Origin of the sequence: Streptomyces sp. NPDC097981 (assembly GCF_040302565.1) — a bacterium.
Lineage (GTDB): Bacteria > Actinomycetota > Actinomycetes > Streptomycetales > Streptomycetaceae > Streptomyces.
The window spans coordinates 113,776-128,876 of record NZ_JBEORW010000003.1 but is presented as its reverse complement, the minus strand read 5'-3'; the positions used below and the strand labels follow the sequence as shown (position 1 = coordinate 128,876).

The following is a 15,101-nucleotide window of genomic DNA, read 5'->3' as shown; positions in this document are numbered from 1 at the left end:
CGACCGTCCCGTACGCACGTCTCAATATGTGCGCAGGGCAAGCTGCAAAGTTGGCCCGCACCCGAACACCCCGCAGGATTGCGTTCGATTGCAAATCATTCGGGGGGTGTCGGAGTGGGGTTCGACGAGGAGTGGGGCCGACTGCGGGCCGAGGCAGCCGCGGGGCGCGGGGACGAACCGGTGCTCGATCCGGCCGAGTCGGCACGGCGAGCCGCACAGGAACGGCTGGCGGACTTCCGCAGCCGGACGGTGCTCGTGCCGCACGACGAGACGGGCGGCCTGTGGACGTCCCGGCTCGGAGGACTGGACTGGATCTGCGCGTTCTCCGATGAGGAGGCGCTGTCCCGCTTCGCGACGGCCCGCGGCGAGGCAGAACGGGAGTGGCCGTACCGGCGGGTCGCCGGGGCACGGCTGCTGGACGAGGTACTTCGCCCGCGGCCTCAACCCGGCGGACCCGTACAACGTCACGCACCCCGCCGAGTACGCGCAGCACCTCAACATGACCCTCGCAGGCCTCGTCTCCACGGCCTCGCACCCGGACCGCATCCCGAGCTCGCTGATCGACAGCTTCAACGGGGACTGGAGCGAGGCCGGGGGCCGTCTCCTCCCGGAGTTCATCGGCACGAAGGGCACCGGCGCGGCCGCCCGCACGGGTGCCCGCGTCGCGGAGACGGGCGCGGAGAACGCAGCCCGGAAGGAGGCGACGCGCGCAGCTCAGAAGGCCGAACAGGAAGCCGCGGCGCGCGCCAAGAAGGAGGACCTGACCTGCCGCAAGGACCCGGTCGACATGGCGACGGGCCGGATGATCCTGCCCCAGACCGATCTCGTGCTTCCGGGCTCACTGCCGCTGGTTTTCAGCCGTACCTTCGAATCCTCGTACCGCTCGGGCCGGTGGTTCGGCCCGAGCTGGGCCAGTACGGTCGACCAGCGCCTGGAGATCGACGAGGAAGGCGTCATCCTCGTCCGCGAGGACGGCAGCCTGCTCGCCTACCCGGTCCCCGAGCCCGGGGTCGCCGTCCTCCCGTCGCACGGCCAGCGCTGGCCGCTCACGCTCGACGCCGACGGCGCGTACACGGTGGCCGACCCCGAGTCCGGACACGTCCGCCACTTCGCGGCGGACGGCGCCCTCACACAGGTGGACGACCGGCGCGGTGCCTGGATCGCCTTCTCGTACGACGAGTCCGGCGCCCCGCTCGCCATCTCCCACAGTGGCGGCTACGAGCTGCGCCTGACGTCTTCGGACGGCCGGATAACCGGCCTCGCCTTGGCGGACGGCACCCAGGTCCTGCGCTACGGCTACACGGACGGCCACCTCACCGGCGTCACGAACTGCTCGGGCCGCCCCCTGCGCTTCGGCTACGACGGACTGGGCCGGATCACTTCCTGGACCGACACCAACGACCGCCACTTCGACTACGTCTACGACGACCGGCACCGCTGCATCGCCCAGTCCGGCACCAACGGCCACCTCGACGTCCGGTTCACCTACGAACCGGGCCGCACCATCCTCGTCGACTCCCTGGGCCATCGCACGCAGTTCCTGGTCAACGACCGCGCCCAGATCACCGCGGAGATCGACCCCACGGGGGCGACGACGCGCTTCACCCACGACGCGTACAACCGCCTGCTCTCCCGCACGGACCCGCTCGGCCACACGACCCGCCTCACGTACGACGAGGCCGGCCGCCTCACCTCCGTGACCCGCCCGGACGGGCGCGTATCGCGCGCCGAGTACAACGCCTTGGGCCTGCCCGTCCGGGTCGTCCATCCCGACGGCCGGGTGACCCGTCAGGCGTACAACGACCACGGCAACCGCACCTCCGTCACCGATCCGTCCGGCGTCACAACCCGGTTCTCGTACGACACACGCGGCCACCTGTCCGCCGTGACGGACGCCCTGGGGCACACGACGAGGGTCCGCTGCGATGCGGCGGGCCAGATCGTCTCGGCGACGGACCCGCTGGGCGCGACGACGACGTACACCCGCGACGCCTTCGGCCGCCCGCTCACGGTCACCGACCCGCTCGGCCGTACCACCCGCCTCACGTGGAGCACCGAAGGACGCCTGCTGCAGCGTGCGAACCCGGACGGCAGCGAGGAGTCCTGGACGTACGACGGCGAGGGCAACTGCCTGACCCACACGGACGCGGTGGGCGGGGTGACGGTCTCCGAGTACGGCGACTTCGATCTCCTCGTGGCCCGTACCGGCCCGGACGGCGCCCGCTACGCGTTCAGCCACGACATGGAGCTCCGGCTCACCGGGGTCACCAACCCCCAGGGCCTGACCTGGAGCTACTCCTACGACGCGGCAGGCCGCCTGGCTTCGGAGACGGACTTCGACACCCGCACCCTCTCGTACGGCTACGACGCAGCGGGCCTCCTGGCGTCACTCACCAACGCCCTGGGCGAGACCACGACGTACGAGCACAACGCGCTGGGCCAGGTCGTACGCAAGGACGCGGCCGGCATCGTCACCACGTACGAGTACGACGTGTACGACGCCCTCGCGAGGGCGGCCTCACCGGACGCAACGCTCACCTGGCTCCGCGACGAGGCAGGCCTGCTCCTCTCGGAGACGGCCGACGGCCGCACCCTCAGGTACGAGTACGACGTCCTGGGCCGCCGCACCGGCCGCACCACACCCACGGGGTCGCAGTCGTCGTGGACGTACGACGCGGCAGGCCGGCGCACCGCCCTCACGACCGAGGGCCGCACGCTCACGTTCGAACGGGACGCGGCGGGCCAGGAGCTGAGCCGCACGCTGAACCCGTCGCTGTCCCTCACCCACGAGTACGACGACATGGGCCGCCGCAGCGTCCAGTCGGTGGTCGGCCAGGACGGCCGCACGCTCCAGCGCCGCGGCTACAGCTACCGGGCCGACGGCTGTCTGACCGGCATCGACGACTCCCTCACGGGCCCCCGCACCTTCACCCTGGACGCGGCGGCCCGCGTCACGGCGGTGGAGGCCGCGTCCTGGTCGGAGCGCTACGCGTACGACGAGGCCGGCAACCAGACCAGCGCCTCGTGGCCGACCCGCCACCCGGGCTCGGAGGCCCAGGGCGAGCGCGAGTACACCGGCACCCGCATCACCCGCGCGGGCTCGATCCGCTACGAACATGACGCCCTGGGCCGCGTCACCCTCCGCCAGAAAGCCCGTCTGTCCCGCAAACCGGACACCTGGCGCTACGAATGGAATGCGGAAGACCAGCTGACGGCGGTCACCACCCCGGACGGCACGCGCTGGCGCTACCGCTACGACCCCCTGGGCCGCCGCACGGCGAAGCAGCGCCTGTCGTCGGCCGGCACGGTCCTCGAGGAAACCCTCTTCACCTGGGACGGCACCACCCTCTGCGAGGAGACCAGCGGCCGGGTCACGTTGACCTGGACCCATCAGGGCCTGCACCCGGTCACCCAGACGGAACGCATCGCCCAGGACGAGGTCGACGGCCGCTTCTTCTCGATCGTCACGGACCTGATCGGCACGCCGACCCACCTCTTGGCCGAGGACGGCACGACGGCGTGGCGCACCCAAACCACCCTGTGGGCACCACAACCTGGAACCGCGACGCAACGGCGTACACCCCGCTCCGCTTCCCGGGCCAGTACTACGACCCGGAGTCGGGCCTCCACCACAACTACTTCCGCACGTATGACCCCGAGACGGCCCGCTACCTCTCCCCGGACCCCCTGGGCCTCACCCCGGCCCCCAACCCGTCCACGTACGTCACCAACCCCCACACCTGGTCGGACCCCTTCGGATTGGCCCCAGAGGGCTGCCCGGAGGAAATCGATGACGTAACCCCGATCTACAAAGCACCCCAGAAAGGCCAGGGGAAAATCTATGATGCAGCGGGCTTCCTGGAAGAACATTTCCCTGGCGGACCACACGACCGTTACATGAACGGCCTCGCCTATTTCGCCAAGGAGGAAGAACTGGCAAAAATATACGCCAAGCACTACGGCGATGGGATAATTGAGATAAGAATCCCGACGCAGGAATATCTGGAAAAATTCGCACAATACGAACGCGCTTACGAAGGTGGCCCGCTTACGGAACTCGAAATCCCCAACACCGTCGTGGAGGAACTCAACAGATACAGGAAGGACTGGCGCAAATGAAGGACGATCAAAGCTGGGATGAAACAAAACTGGCGCACCCTGTCGGAACTCGCCTCCAAGGGGAGATTCAGGCGAAATTTCCATTCGGGGTATTCGTTTCCATCGCACAAGAGCCGGGCGTCAAAGTTTTCATGGATATAGCTTCGTACGCGCCGAACGAAGCCAGCGGCGAGGAAACATCACTTCCAGAGGTTGGCGAAAAAATCGAGGGTACAGTCGTGGATCACGTCGATCGAGATCAGCAGATCCGCATCAGAGTCGGTCAGCCTTTTTGGGACGCCGAGACCCCCTCCCGACCGAACGGCCCGACCGACTCCTCCGAAAATTAATAAGCCTCCTCCAGCAAGTCACCGGCGAGCCGGGCGTTTACTGCCGCATACTCTGTCGCCCACTCGACGCACTGCCCGCCCTCATGGCCGCTATATGAGGAGAACCCACTGGATGGCTATGTTCCCGGACCGGCCGCACCATCGCAATCACTTGTTTCTTCCGGGGCGACGGGGTCGGACGACCCGAACGGGTCAGCGCGGGGGCGGGGGGTCTGATGGGCACGCAGGATGGGGGTATGGCCAGAAACGTGGTGCGGGGTGCCGTTGCCGTTGTCGTTGCCGTCGGGCTCGCCGGGGCCGGCGGGTGTTCCGGCAGTGGTGAGAAGACGCCGAAGGCCGGGGGGACCAAGGGGGCCGCGCCGCTGAAGTGGGGGGCCTGCGAGGCTCCCGATGCCGCCGAGGGCGGGGGCCAGGCGCCGCCCGTGGACTGGGAGTGCGCCACGCTCCACGTGCCCCTCGACTACGCCAAACCCGAGGGAGAAACCATTCCGCTGGCGCTGATCCGGGCCCGGGCGCGAGACAAGGACAAGCGGCTCGGGTCGCTCGTGTTCAACTTCGGCGGGCCCGGCGGGTCCGGGATCAGTACGCTGCCCGGCGCCGCCAAGCAGTACGAGGCCCTCCGGTCGCGCTACGACCTGGTGAGCTTCGACCCGCGCGGGGTCGGCGCCAGCGCCCCCGTGAAGTGCGAGGACGACAAGCAGCTCGACGCCTACTACGCCCAGGACGCCACGCCCGAGACCCCGCAGGAGGAGAAGGCCTACGTCGACAACGTCGAGGAGTACCGGAAGGCCTGCACCGCGAATTCGGGGAAGGTGCTGCCGTACGTCGGCACCGAGAACGCCGCCCGCGACCTCGACCGGATCCGGCAGGCCCTCGGCGACGAGAGGCTGAACTACTTCGGGATCTCCTACGGCACCGAGCTGGGCGGGGTCTACGCCCACCTCTTCCCGAAGAACGTCGGCCGGGCCGTGTTCGACGCAGTCGTCGACCCGACCAAGAATTCGGAGCAGGGTTCCCTAGGCCAGGCGGAGGGGTTCCAGCTGGCCCTCGGCAACTTCGCCCAGGACTGCGTGGACCGCGGCGACGAGTGCCGGCTCCAGGGCAGCACCGCGAAGGAGATCGAGGACAACATCATCAAGCTCCAGAAGGAGCTGAACGCCAAGCCCATCCCCGGCATCGGCGACCGCATGCTCACCGAGACCGCCGCGACCAACGGGATCGCCCAGGCCCTCTACTCGAAGGAGCTCTGGCCGCTGCTGGAGCAGGGGCTCGACGAGGCCGCCGGCGGGCAGGGACAGCTGCTGATGGCGTTGTCCGACGCGCTCAACGGCCGGGACCAGCAGGGGCGTTACAGCAACATCCTCGCAGCCAACACGGCGATCAACTGCGCCGACTTCAAGGACCGGTTCACGCTGGAGCAGACGAGGGCCAAGCTGCCCGCCTTCCGGGCCGCGTCCCCCGTCTTCGGGGACTTCCTCGGGTGGGCACTGATGAGCTGCACCGACTGGCCGGTCGCGGGCGCCTGGGGGACCCCGGACGTGTCCGCTCCCGGGTCCTCCCCGATCCTGGTGATCGGCAACACCGGCGACCCGGCCACCCCGTACGAGGGCGCCCGCCACATGGTCGATCGGCTCGGCCCCGGCGTCGGCGTGGAGCTCACGTACAAGGGCGAGGGGCACGGCGCGTACAACAGCGGGGACAAGTGCGTGCAGCAGGCGGTGAACTCCTACCTGCTGGACGGGAAGGTGCCGGCCTCCGGCGCCGTCTGCACCCCGGCCGCGGAGCCCACGGGCGCAGCGACACCGGTGACCCCGCAGGGCGTGTGAGCACACGCCGGAGGGGCCGTCCGCACGGATGCGGAACGGCCCCTCCGGAGCGTGTCCAGGCGTGTCTACGTGTCGGTGGACCGGGTGTCTAGTAGACCGGCTTCTCGGGCTCGATCTGGTGGACCCAGCCGATCACGCCGCCGCCGACGTGGACCGCGTCCGCGAAGCCCGCGGACTTCAGGACCGCGAGGACTTCCGCACTACGGACACCCGTCTTGCAGTGCAAGACGATGCGCTTGTCCTGCGGGAGGTCCTGGAGGGCGCTGCCCATCAGGAACTCGCCCTTGGGGATCAGCCTCGCGCCCGGGATCGAGACGATCTCGTACTCGTTGACCTCACGGACGTCGATGATCTCGATGGGCTCGTCGTTGTCGATCCACTCCTTGAGCTGCTTGGGAGTGATCGTGGAGCCGAGCGCCGCCTCCTGGGCCTCTTCCGACACGACGCCGCAGAAGGCCTCGTAGTCGATGAGCTCGGTGACGGTCGCGTTCGGACCGCAGACGGCGCAGTCGGGGTCCTTGCGGACCTTGACCTGGCGGTACTGCATCTCCAGGGCGTCGTAGATCATCAGGCGGCCGACCAGCGGCTCGCCGACGCCGGTGAGGACCTTGATGGCCTCGGTGACCTGGATCGACCCGATGGACGCGCAGAGCACGCCCAGCACGCCGCCCTCGGCGCAGCTCGGGACCATGCCCGGCGGCGGGGGCTCCGGGTAGAGGCAGCGGTAGCAGGGGCCGTGCTCGGACCAGAAGACGGAGGCCTGGCCGTCGAAGCGGTAGATCGAGCCCCAGACGTACGGCTTGTTCAGCAGCACGCAGGCGTCGTTGACGAGGTAGCGCGTGGCGAAGTTGTCCGTGCCGTCGACGATGAGGTCGTACTGGCTGAAGATCTCCATCACGTTCTCGGCTTCGAGCCGCTCTTCGTGAAGGACCACGTTCACGTACGGGTTGATGCCCAGCACGCTGTCGCGGGCGGACTCGGCCTTGGAGCGGCCGATGTCCGACTGGCTGTGGATGATCTGGCGCTGGAGGTTCGACTCGTCGACCTCGTCGAACTCCACGATGCCCAGCGTGCCGACGCCGGCCGCGGCCAGGTACATGAGGGCGGGCGAGCCGAGGCCGCCGGCACCCACCGCGAGCACCTTGGCGTTCTTCAGGCGCTTCTGCCCGTCCATCCCCACATCCGGGATGATCAGGTGGCGGGAGTACCGACGGACCTCGTCAACGGTGAGCTCGGCAGCCGGCTCAACCAGGGGTGGCAGCGACACGGGGACTCCAGGGTCATCCCCGCGGGTGCGGGGAGCATCAAAGGGTTGTTCTGTTCAGTAACACTGCCACGCCCCACTTCATTCCGAGACACGCGTCCCGATCCGCGAGACGATTTCGTCCCAGTACGCGGGCATTGAAGCCCATGGGTCGCGCCCTTGCGCGCCTCCCCGGTCGGTGAACCAGATCGTGCCGGCGCCCTGCCAGCGGGCGATCCGGACGGCCTCTTCCAGATGCGTCCGCGGTACTCCGTGGACGAGATGGCAGAAGCGCTCGGGCGGATGGTCGGCGGTCCACTCCGCCACCTGCGACCAGCGGTAGTCGGCCCAGGCCCCGGAAAAGGTGACCAGCTGGTCGGCGGCCTCCACGTAGCCCTCGTACGGGTGCGTGCCGTGTCCCAGCACGATGCGCAGGCCGTCGCCGAGGCCCCGCAGGGTGTCGGCGACCCGGCGCACCGCGGCCAGTTCGGACCGGTCCGCCGGGGCTTCGGCGAGGTAGAAGCCGCCCACGCGGTACCAGTCGAGGAAGCGGTGGGCGTCGGAGACCAGCTCGCCGAACGACCGTGATCCGTCTCGCATCGCGAGATGGCCGAGCACGGTCTCGCCGGCCTCCCGGAGCTTGGCCGCGGCCTCCGTGCAGTGCGGGTCGGGCCGGGCGCCCGGCCCGTCCGTGACATTGAGCACGGTCCAGTGGAGCGGGGTCCCGGGCCGGGTCAGCTCGGCCCATTCGACCGGGGCGAGCAGCGGGTGGGCGTAGCCGGGGACACCGAGTCCGAGGCGGCCCGACCCGGTCGCGGCGGCCGCCGTGGGCGCCGTCGTCAGATGCGGCACGCGGCCTCCATCCAGATGTCCGCGAGGGACTCCTCCAGGTTGATCCGGGGCCGCCAGCCGAGCCGGTCCCGGGCCGTGCGGACATCGGCCTGCTGCCAGGCGCCGCAGCCGTCGGGGTACGGGTACGCCGGCGCCGCGGCGGTGGCGGCGAGCTGCTCGGCCGTCGCCTCGGATCGCGGGGAGCCGATGGCGGCGAGCGCCTGCGCCCGGCCCTGGTGACCGTGGCCGGGTCCGTGGCCGTGCCCCGGTCCGTGCTGCCCCTGCTGCGGTACGTCCAGCTCGTGCAGGGCGCCTCCGTACCCGGCGACCCGGGCCAGGACCGCCGCCGCGTCGCGCAGCCGGACCGCGCGGCCGGTGCCGATGTTCACGACGCCCTGGGCGGCGGAGAGCGAGGCGGCGTGCACGGCCCGCGCCACGTCCCGTACGTCCACGAAGTCGCGCTGGACGCCGAGCCCGCTGAGCTTGAGCTCGCCGTCCCCGGACTGCATCGCGCGGCGCATGGCCTCGGCGAGCCGGCCGAGCGGGGAGCCGGCGGGGGTGCCGGGCCCGACGGGCGAGAAGATCCGCAGGACGACGGCGTCGAGCCCCGACCCGAGCACCAGCTCGGTGGCGGCGAGCTTGCTGACGCCGTACGGCCCTCCCGGTCTCGGCACGGCGTCCTCGGCCGTGGACGATCCGGGCTGGCTGGGCCCGTACTCGGCGGCGCAGCCGAGCTGGACGAGGCGGGCCCCGCAGCCGCTGCGGCGCAGTGATTCGCAGATGGTGGCCACGGCGACGGTGTTGTGCCGGGTCAGTTCGCGGGCCCCGCCGCGGGTGGCGCCGGCGCAGTTGATGACGACGCCCGGGTGGACGGCGTCGAGGAACCGGGTGAGGGCGCCGGGGCTGCCGGTGGCGAGGTCGAAGCGGACGTCAGCGTCGTCGCCCCGGCCGAGCGCGGTGAGCTGGACGGCGGGATCGGCGAGCAGCCGGTCCGCGACGTAGCGGCCGAGGTATCCGTTGGCTCCGATCAGCAGCACCCTCATCGCGCGGCCCCTTGGTTGGTTGGCTGGCCGGTCATCCTGTTTCTCCTTGGTCGATGGGCAGGGGGTCGGGGATATGGGGGGTCGGGTTCGGGTGTGCGGCGCTCCGGGGACGGCTCCGGAGAGCGGCGGCGGGAAACGACGGGGCCGGGGGCCGGCTCAGGGGCGTGCGTGCGCGGACGCGCGGGACAGCACGAGGACGGCGTGTACGAGGAGCACCGCGGCGGCGGCGGGCACCGCCTGCGGGGCCGGGACCAGCGCGAGGGCGAGGGCCACGGCTACGGACCCGCGCGGAGCGCCGTGCGTGAGCAGCAGGCGGGCCAGGAAGAGCAGCACGGCGAGTGGTACGGCGACGGTGAGCGGTGTCCCGGCGATCGCGGCCGACCCCGCGGCGGCCGCGGTGAAGGCCAGGGCGGCGGTGATCAGCAGCGGCCGGGCCCGGTCGGCGAAGTCCTCCAGGGCGCGGCTCCCGGCGAGCCGGCTCCGGGCGCGGGCGGCGAACACGGCGCCGACGAGGTGGCCGGGGGCCGCGGCCAGCGCGAGGCCGACCCCGAGGGGGGTGCCGTGGCGGTGCACCGCCCACCCGACGGCGGCGGCGGCGAGCAGGAGCGCGGTGTACGGGAACCGGCCGGTGGCGTACGGGAACCGGGCGGCGGCCTGCCCCGGCCGGACGGGCCAGACCAGGGCGGCGACGGTGACGGCCACGGCGACGGGACCGGCGTACGGCATCCCGGAGGCAGCGGCTCCGAGTGCGAGGGCCCCGGGGAGCAGGGCGTACCCGAAGCCGCGTAACGCCCTGGCGTCGGACGGGCCATCGGCGCGGGGCGCGGCCGGTTCGTCCCCGCGCGGGGTGCGGGCGTACAGCTCCTCGGCGAGCGAGAAGACGTCCCGGTGCCGGAAGCGTGCGGCGGTGCGGTCGGTGATGCCCTGTGCCTCCAGCCCGGCGGCGATCTCCAGCGGGTCCACGGCCCGCTCGCACAGCGCCCGGTGGCGGTGCAGCAATGTCTTGACCGGGTCCCCGGCGGCCCTGCGGCGCGGGGCCGGGGCGACGGGGGCGGCTTCGTCCAGGGTCATACCGTCGCCTCCGTGGTCGGGGCCGAAGTCCCGGTCGTGGTGGTGGTCGTGGTCGTCGTGGTGGTCGGGGCCGTGCCGGGAGCCGGGACGGTGGCGGTGGCGGTGGCGGTGACCGGGACCGCCGAGGAGCGGTCCGCGGTCGTTTCCGCGGCCGGGGCCGGGGCCGCCCAGGTGGGGCTCGTCCAGTGGCCCGGGACCCGGGCCTCGGGGGGCTGTTCGAAGGGGATCCCGCCGTCGGGCCGGGCGGAGCCGCGGGCCAGCAGCCGGAGGTAGATCTCCCGGAAGGCGGCCACGTTCTGCTCGACGGTGAAGAGCTCCAGGGCCCGCGCCCGGGCGGCCGCACCGAGCCGCTGGGCGCGCTCGGGGTCCCGCAGCAGCGACAGGCAGGCGTCGGCCAGCGCCCGCGGGTTGCGCGGCGGGACGACGAGGCCGGTGCCGCCGATGACCTCGCAGACGGCCCCGACGTCGGTGGACACGGTGGCCCGGCCGCAGAACATCGCCTCGGCGAGCGTGATCGGGAAGCCTTCGATCACCGAGGACAGCACGGCCACCCGCCCGGAGCCGTACGCATCGGCCGGGGAGGGGGCCTCGGGGCCGCCGATCTCCTCGAAGGTGACGGGGTTCTCCCCCACCGTGACCGCGTCGGCGGCCTCGTCGGGGAAGAGCTGCGCGGCGAGCGAACGGCAGTCGGCGAGATAGCCGGGGACCACGGCCGTCGCGAAGATCCGCAGCCGGGTGTCCGGTGCGGCCCTGCGCACCTCGGCGAAGGCGTGCAGCAGCGCGATCAGGTCCTTGGCGGGCTCTATGCGGCCGACCCAGACCAGGGTGTCCGGGTCGCCGCGGTCCGGGTCCTCGCCGACGGTGGCGAATCGGTCCGCCTCCATCCCCGGGTACACCGTCCGCACACGGTCGCGGGTGGCGCCGCAGCGCTCCTGCCAGCGCCGGGCGTGCGCGTTGCCGGGGGTGAGGAGGTCGGCCCGGGCGTAGATCTCGACGGCCAGCCGCATGTGGAAGGCCGCGAGCAGGGCCCGTACGGCGGGCCTGGGGCCGGCGGCCGGGCCGCCGGGCCCGGGGGAAGCCTCCGCCGAGTGCTCCAGGTAGTGGGCCCGCAGCTGGACCCCGTACTCGGTGACCAGCAGCGGAACCCCGAAGAAGCGTTTGGCCAGCAGGCCGGGGAGCGCGGCCACACCTCCCGCGGCCGCGTGGCAGACGTCGACCTCGCACAGGTCCTCGTACCAGTCGAGGGACAACGGCCGCAGCAGCCGCTCCAGTTCGTCGACGAAGTCCAGCAGGTCGGCCACCTGGGCGTGCTGTACGGAACGGCGCGCTCCGGGGGCCCGGCAGGCGAACTCCACCGCCCGCACCGCGGTCTCGGAGCGCAGGGCCGCGTACATCCCGCCCTGGTCCCGGGCGAGTTCGGCCAGTCCGTACAGTCCGGCGGCGAAGGGCTCGGGCTCGCCCGCGCAGATCCCGCGGACCAGTTCCTTGAAGCGGTCGGCGAAGCGGCGCCGTTCACGCCGGGAGTACGTGCGCCCGTCGTCCGCCGGGGCCCAGAGCGGGGCGGTCCAGACGCGGGTGACGTGCTCGGGCAGGACGACCCGGCCGCGCTCCTCCTGCTCGGCGCTGCGGCTCAGCGCGTAGAGCTCGAACTCGTGCTGCGGCATCCCGCGGACCAGCCGGTCGCACCACAGCCTCGCCTCTCCCGTCGCATACGGATAACCACCTTCCGTGAGCAGTCCGATCCGCACGAGTGGCACCCCCGGTCTCCCGTTCAGGCGGTCGCCGTGGTCCGGTGACCCGCCGCGGGAAACTCAAGCGGATATGCCGATGACGCGACGGACGGTTGTCCGTCGTGCCACCGGAAGGGGTGAAGAGTCGTAACTTTCCCCCACGGTCCGCGTTCGAGCGCGCTACAAAGGGCCTGCGGCCCTCCTACCTCCCGTGGCCCCCTCTGACCCCCGTGGCCCCGGCGCCCCGCCCGCCCCTCGTGCCTCCCGTGCCCCCCGTGCCTCCCGCGCCGGGGCGGTGCCTCTTACACCGGGACCGCCTGCCGCGAGGCGCGGCGCTCCGCCGCGAGCTCCGGGTCGAGCGCCGGTACGGCGTCCAGCAGCTGCCGGGTGTACGGGTGCCGGGGGCGGTCGTACACCTCGTCCACCGGGCCCTCCTCGACCACCAGGCCGCCCCGCATCACGGCGACCCGGTCGCTGACCTGCCGGACCACGGCGAGGTCGTGCGCGATGAAGACCAGAGCGATCCCGAGCTCCCGCTGGATCTCCGCCAGCAGGACCGTGACCTGCCCCTGCGTGGTCACGTCGAGCGCGGAGACGGGCTCGTCGCAGATGATCAGCCGGGGCCGGGGCGCCAGGGCCCGGGCGATGCCGACCCGTTGGCGCTGGCCGCCGCTGAACTCGTGCGGGTAGCGGTCGTAGTGCCCGGCCTCCAGCCCGACACGGACCAGGAGTTCCCCGACCCGGGCCCGGATCGCGGCCTCGTCGCGCTCCCACGCCGCGCGCAGCGGGTCGGCGACGGACTCGCCGACGGAGCGGCGCGGGTTGAGCGAGGACACCGGGTCCTGGAACACCATCTGGACGCCCGGGGCCACTCCGGCGGTCTCCCGGCCGTCGTGGCGGACCTGCCCGGAGCCGGGTTCCAGCAGGCCGGCGAGCATCCGCCCGAGGGTGCTCTTGCCGCTGCCGCTCTCCCCGACGATCCCCAGCGTCTCCCCCGCCCGTACGGCGAGCGAGACCCCGCCGACGGCGACGACCTTGCGCCTGCCCCGGCCGAACTCCCGCCGCAGCGAAAAGGCCTCGACCACGGGCACGTCCGCGCCGTCGCCGCCGGCGTCGGCCGCGGGTCCGGGGCGCGGCGCCCGCGCGGTGTCCAGGCGCGGCACCGCCGAGAGGAGCGCCCGCGTGTACGGGGCGGCCGGGGCCGCGAGGACACCGGCGACCGGGCCGCGTTCCACGGCGGAGCCGTCCCGCATGACCAGCACTTCCTCCACGCTCTCCGCCGCCACGCCGACGTCGTGCGTGACCAGCACCAGCCCGAGTCCGCGCTCCTCGCGCAGTCCGTGCAGCAGGTCCAGGATCTGGGCCTGCACCGTGACGTCGAGCGCGGTGGTCGGCTCGTCGGCGATCAGCCGCCGCGGTTCGCAGGCCAGCGCCATGGCGATCAGCGCCCGCTGGCGCATGCCTCCGCTGAACTCGTGCGGCCGTGCCCGCGCGCGGCGTACCGCGTCGGGGATGCCCACCCGGTCCAGCACCTCGACCGCGCGCGCCCGGGCGGCGCGCCGCGAGACGTCCGCGTGGATCCGGTACACCTCGGCGATCTGGCCGCCGACGGCCTGGTACGGGTCGAGGGAGGTGAGCGGGTCCTGGAAGACCATGGCGGCGGTGCCGCCGCGCACTTCCCGCAGCTCCGCGGGCGAGGCCGCGGCGAGGTCGGTGCCGCCGACCCGGACCGAGCCGCCGAGCCGTGCGCCGGTCCCGCGGTGCAGCCCCAGCAGGGCCGCGGCGACGGTGGACTTGCCGCTTCCGGACTCGCCGACGATGCCCAGCGCGCCTCCGGGTTCCAGGGTGAAGGAGACCCCGTCGACGGCCCGTACGTACTCCTGCGGTCCGTCGACCGGGAAGTCGACCGTGAGGTCGCCGACCTCCACCAGCAGCTCGCTCATGTCAGGGCCACCCTCCGGTCCGCGAGGGCGTACAGCAGGTCGGCCACGGCGCCCGCGGCGACCACGGCGGCGCCGATGGCCAGGACGACGCCGACCACCACCGGCAGGTCCACGACCCGCACCCCGTCGATCAGCGTCTTGCCGAGTCCGGGTATCCCGAACAGCGACTCGGTCAGCACCGCGCCGCCGATCATGGTGCCGAAGTCCACGGCGCTGAGAGCGATCACGGGGGCCACCGCACCGCGCACCGCGTGCCGGGTGACGATCGCCCGCTCCCCCACCCCGTAGGCGCGGAAGGTGCGGATGTGGTCCTCGGCGAGGGTCTCCAGGGTGGAACTCCGGGTGAGCCGGGCGTACTTGGCGCTCTCGAAGACGCCGAGCGTGATCCAGGGCAGCAGCATGTTCCAGGCCCACTGCTCGGGGTCGTCGCCCAGCGGCACGTACGTGGGGAACGGCAGCCACTGCAGGTACGCGCAGACCGCCATCAGGAGCAGCAGCCCGAGGATGAACACGGGCGTCCCGGTCCCGGCCAGGGTCAGCACGGTCAGGACCCGTTCCGTCAGCCCGCCGCGGCGCAGCGCGGACAGCAGTCCGGTGCCGACGCCGACGACGAGCCAGATCACGAGGGCGCCGAGCGCGAGCGACAGGGTGGCGGGCAGCCGGTCCAGCAGCAGCTCGGTGACCTGCCGGTCGTTCTGGTACGAGAACCCCAGGCAGGGCGCGTCGCAGTGCAGCACCAGCCCGGCGCCGCCGGAGTAGTCCCGGTCGGCGAACAGGCCCACCCGGGCGCGGCGGAAGAAAGGGAAGGTCGCGCGGACGGGCAGGCGTCAGCGACAGAAGACGTCGGCCACGCTGTGTGCGGTCACACCCAGCAGCAGCTGGATGGCGGCGCTCGCGGCGGTGGTGTGGCGGTGCGACATGCGGAGAACAATTGCCGATCACCGGACGGGTTGTCAACGCGAGAAC

Annotated in this window: 11 protein-coding genes and 1 pseudogene; 4 read left to right on the top strand and 8 right to left on the bottom strand. The window is 72.1% G+C overall.

Annotation, left to right across the window (positions count from 1 at the left end; translation table 11 throughout):
• Nucleotides 1-328: 328 nt before the first annotated feature.
• From ABTY04_RS03910 to ABTY04_RS03890, 4 genes and pseudogenes are all read left to right on the top strand, one after another.
• Nucleotides 329-3,786: pseudogene (locus ABTY04_RS03910) on the top strand (DUF6531 domain-containing protein); the annotation flags it as partial.
• A 111-nt stretch (nucleotides 3,787-3,897) separates the two neighbouring features.
• The gene (locus ABTY04_RS03900) at nucleotides 3,898-4,119 is read left to right on the top strand and encodes a hypothetical protein (protein WP_352211885.1); all 222 of its coding nucleotides are present in this window, start codon (nucleotides 3,898-3,900) and stop codon (nucleotides 4,117-4,119) included.
• Nucleotides 4,116-4,448 carry a hypothetical protein gene (locus ABTY04_RS03895; protein WP_352211704.1) on the top strand — a complete coding sequence of 111 codons (333 nt, stop codon included), beginning with the start codon at nucleotides 4,116-4,118 and terminating at the stop codon, nucleotides 4,446-4,448. Before ABTY04_RS03900 ends, ABTY04_RS03895 begins: the two co-directional genes overlap by 4 nt.
• Before the next feature lie 236 nt (nucleotides 4,449-4,684).
• Nucleotides 4,685-6,274 (top strand): alpha/beta hydrolase, encoded by a 1,590-nt coding sequence (locus tag ABTY04_RS03890; RefSeq protein ID WP_352211703.1) that lies wholly within the window; start codon nucleotides 4,685-4,687, stop codon nucleotides 6,272-6,274.
• 88 nt (nucleotides 6,275-6,362) lie between these two features.
• Here the strand turns inward: ABTY04_RS03890 and moeZ are convergent, their stop codons facing one another.
• The 8 genes from moeZ to ABTY04_RS03850 all read right to left on the bottom strand — a co-directional run bounded on the left by moeZ (nucleotide 6,363) and on the right by ABTY04_RS03850 (nucleotide 15,055).
• On the bottom strand, nucleotides 6,363-7,541 hold the full coding sequence (gene moeZ / locus ABTY04_RS03885) for an adenylyltransferase/sulfurtransferase MoeZ (RefSeq protein WP_352211702.1): 1,179 nt from the start codon (nucleotides 7,539-7,541) through the stop codon (nucleotides 6,363-6,365).
• Nucleotides 7,542-7,619: 78 nt separating this feature from the next.
• Nucleotides 7,620-8,369, bottom strand: coding sequence for a spherulation-specific family 4 protein (locus ABTY04_RS03880; RefSeq protein ID WP_352211701.1), 750 nt, complete (start codon nucleotides 8,367-8,369; stop codon nucleotides 7,620-7,622).
• Nucleotides 8,357-9,391, bottom strand: coding sequence for an SDR family oxidoreductase (locus tag ABTY04_RS03875; protein WP_352211700.1), 1,035 nt, complete (start codon nucleotides 9,389-9,391; stop codon nucleotides 8,357-8,359). Before ABTY04_RS03875 ends, ABTY04_RS03880 begins: the two co-directional genes overlap by 13 nt.
• 156 nt (nucleotides 9,392-9,547) lie before the next feature.
• The gene (locus ABTY04_RS03870) at nucleotides 9,548-10,462 is read right to left on the bottom strand and encodes a hypothetical protein (protein ID WP_352211699.1); all 915 of its coding nucleotides are present in this window, start codon (nucleotides 10,460-10,462) and stop codon (nucleotides 9,548-9,550) included.
• The gene (gene pelF, locus ABTY04_RS03865) at nucleotides 10,459-12,210 is read right to left on the bottom strand and encodes a GT4 family glycosyltransferase PelF (RefSeq protein ID WP_352211698.1); all 1,752 of its coding nucleotides are present in this window, start codon (nucleotides 12,208-12,210) and stop codon (nucleotides 10,459-10,461) included. The genes ABTY04_RS03870 and pelF overlap by 4 nt, the downstream gene beginning before the upstream one ends.
• 284 nt (nucleotides 12,211-12,494) lie before the next feature.
• The gene (locus ABTY04_RS03860) at nucleotides 12,495-14,135 is read right to left on the bottom strand and encodes a dipeptide ABC transporter ATP-binding protein (RefSeq protein ID WP_352211697.1); all 1,641 of its coding nucleotides are present in this window, start codon (nucleotides 14,133-14,135) and stop codon (nucleotides 12,495-12,497) included.
• Nucleotides 14,132-14,917: an ABC transporter permease gene (locus ABTY04_RS03855; protein ID WP_352211696.1), complete on the bottom strand. Its 786-nt coding sequence runs from the start codon at nucleotides 14,915-14,917 to the stop codon at nucleotides 14,132-14,134. Before ABTY04_RS03855 ends, ABTY04_RS03860 begins: the two co-directional genes overlap by 4 nt.
• Before the next feature lie 45 nt (nucleotides 14,918-14,962).
• Nucleotides 14,963-15,055, bottom strand: coding sequence for an Ms4533A family Cys-rich leader peptide (locus ABTY04_RS03850; protein WP_352211695.1), 93 nt, complete (start codon nucleotides 15,053-15,055; stop codon nucleotides 14,963-14,965).
• Between the last annotated feature and the right edge of the window lie 46 nt (nucleotides 15,056-15,101).

Bases quoted from the DNA above. Each gene is read 5' to 3' on its own strand.
- ABTY04_RS03900 (WP_352211885.1), top strand. From the start codon at position 3,898: ATGAACGGCCTCGCCTATTTCGCCAAGGAGGAAGAACTGGCAAAAATA.
- ABTY04_RS03895 (WP_352211704.1), top strand. From the start codon at position 4,116: ATGAAGGACGATCAAAGCTGGGATGAAACAAAACTGGCGCACCCTGTC.
- ABTY04_RS03890 (WP_352211703.1), top strand. From the start codon at position 4,685: ATGGCCAGAAACGTGGTGCGGGGTGCCGTTGCCGTTGTCGTTGCCGTC.
- ABTY04_RS03875 (WP_352211700.1), bottom strand. From the start codon at position 9,391: ATGAGGGTGCTGCTGATCGGAGCCAACGGATACCTCGGCCGCTACGTC.
- ABTY04_RS03870 (WP_352211699.1), bottom strand. From the start codon at position 10,462: ATGACCCTGGACGAAGCCGCCCCCGTCGCCCCGGCCCCGCGCCGCAGG.
- ABTY04_RS03860 (WP_352211697.1), bottom strand. From the start codon at position 14,135: ATGAGCGAGCTGCTGGTGGAGGTCGGCGACCTCACGGTCGACTTCCCG.
- ABTY04_RS03850 (WP_352211695.1), bottom strand. From the start codon at position 15,055: ATGTCGCACCGCCACACCACCGCCGCGAGCGCCGCCATCCAGCTGCTG.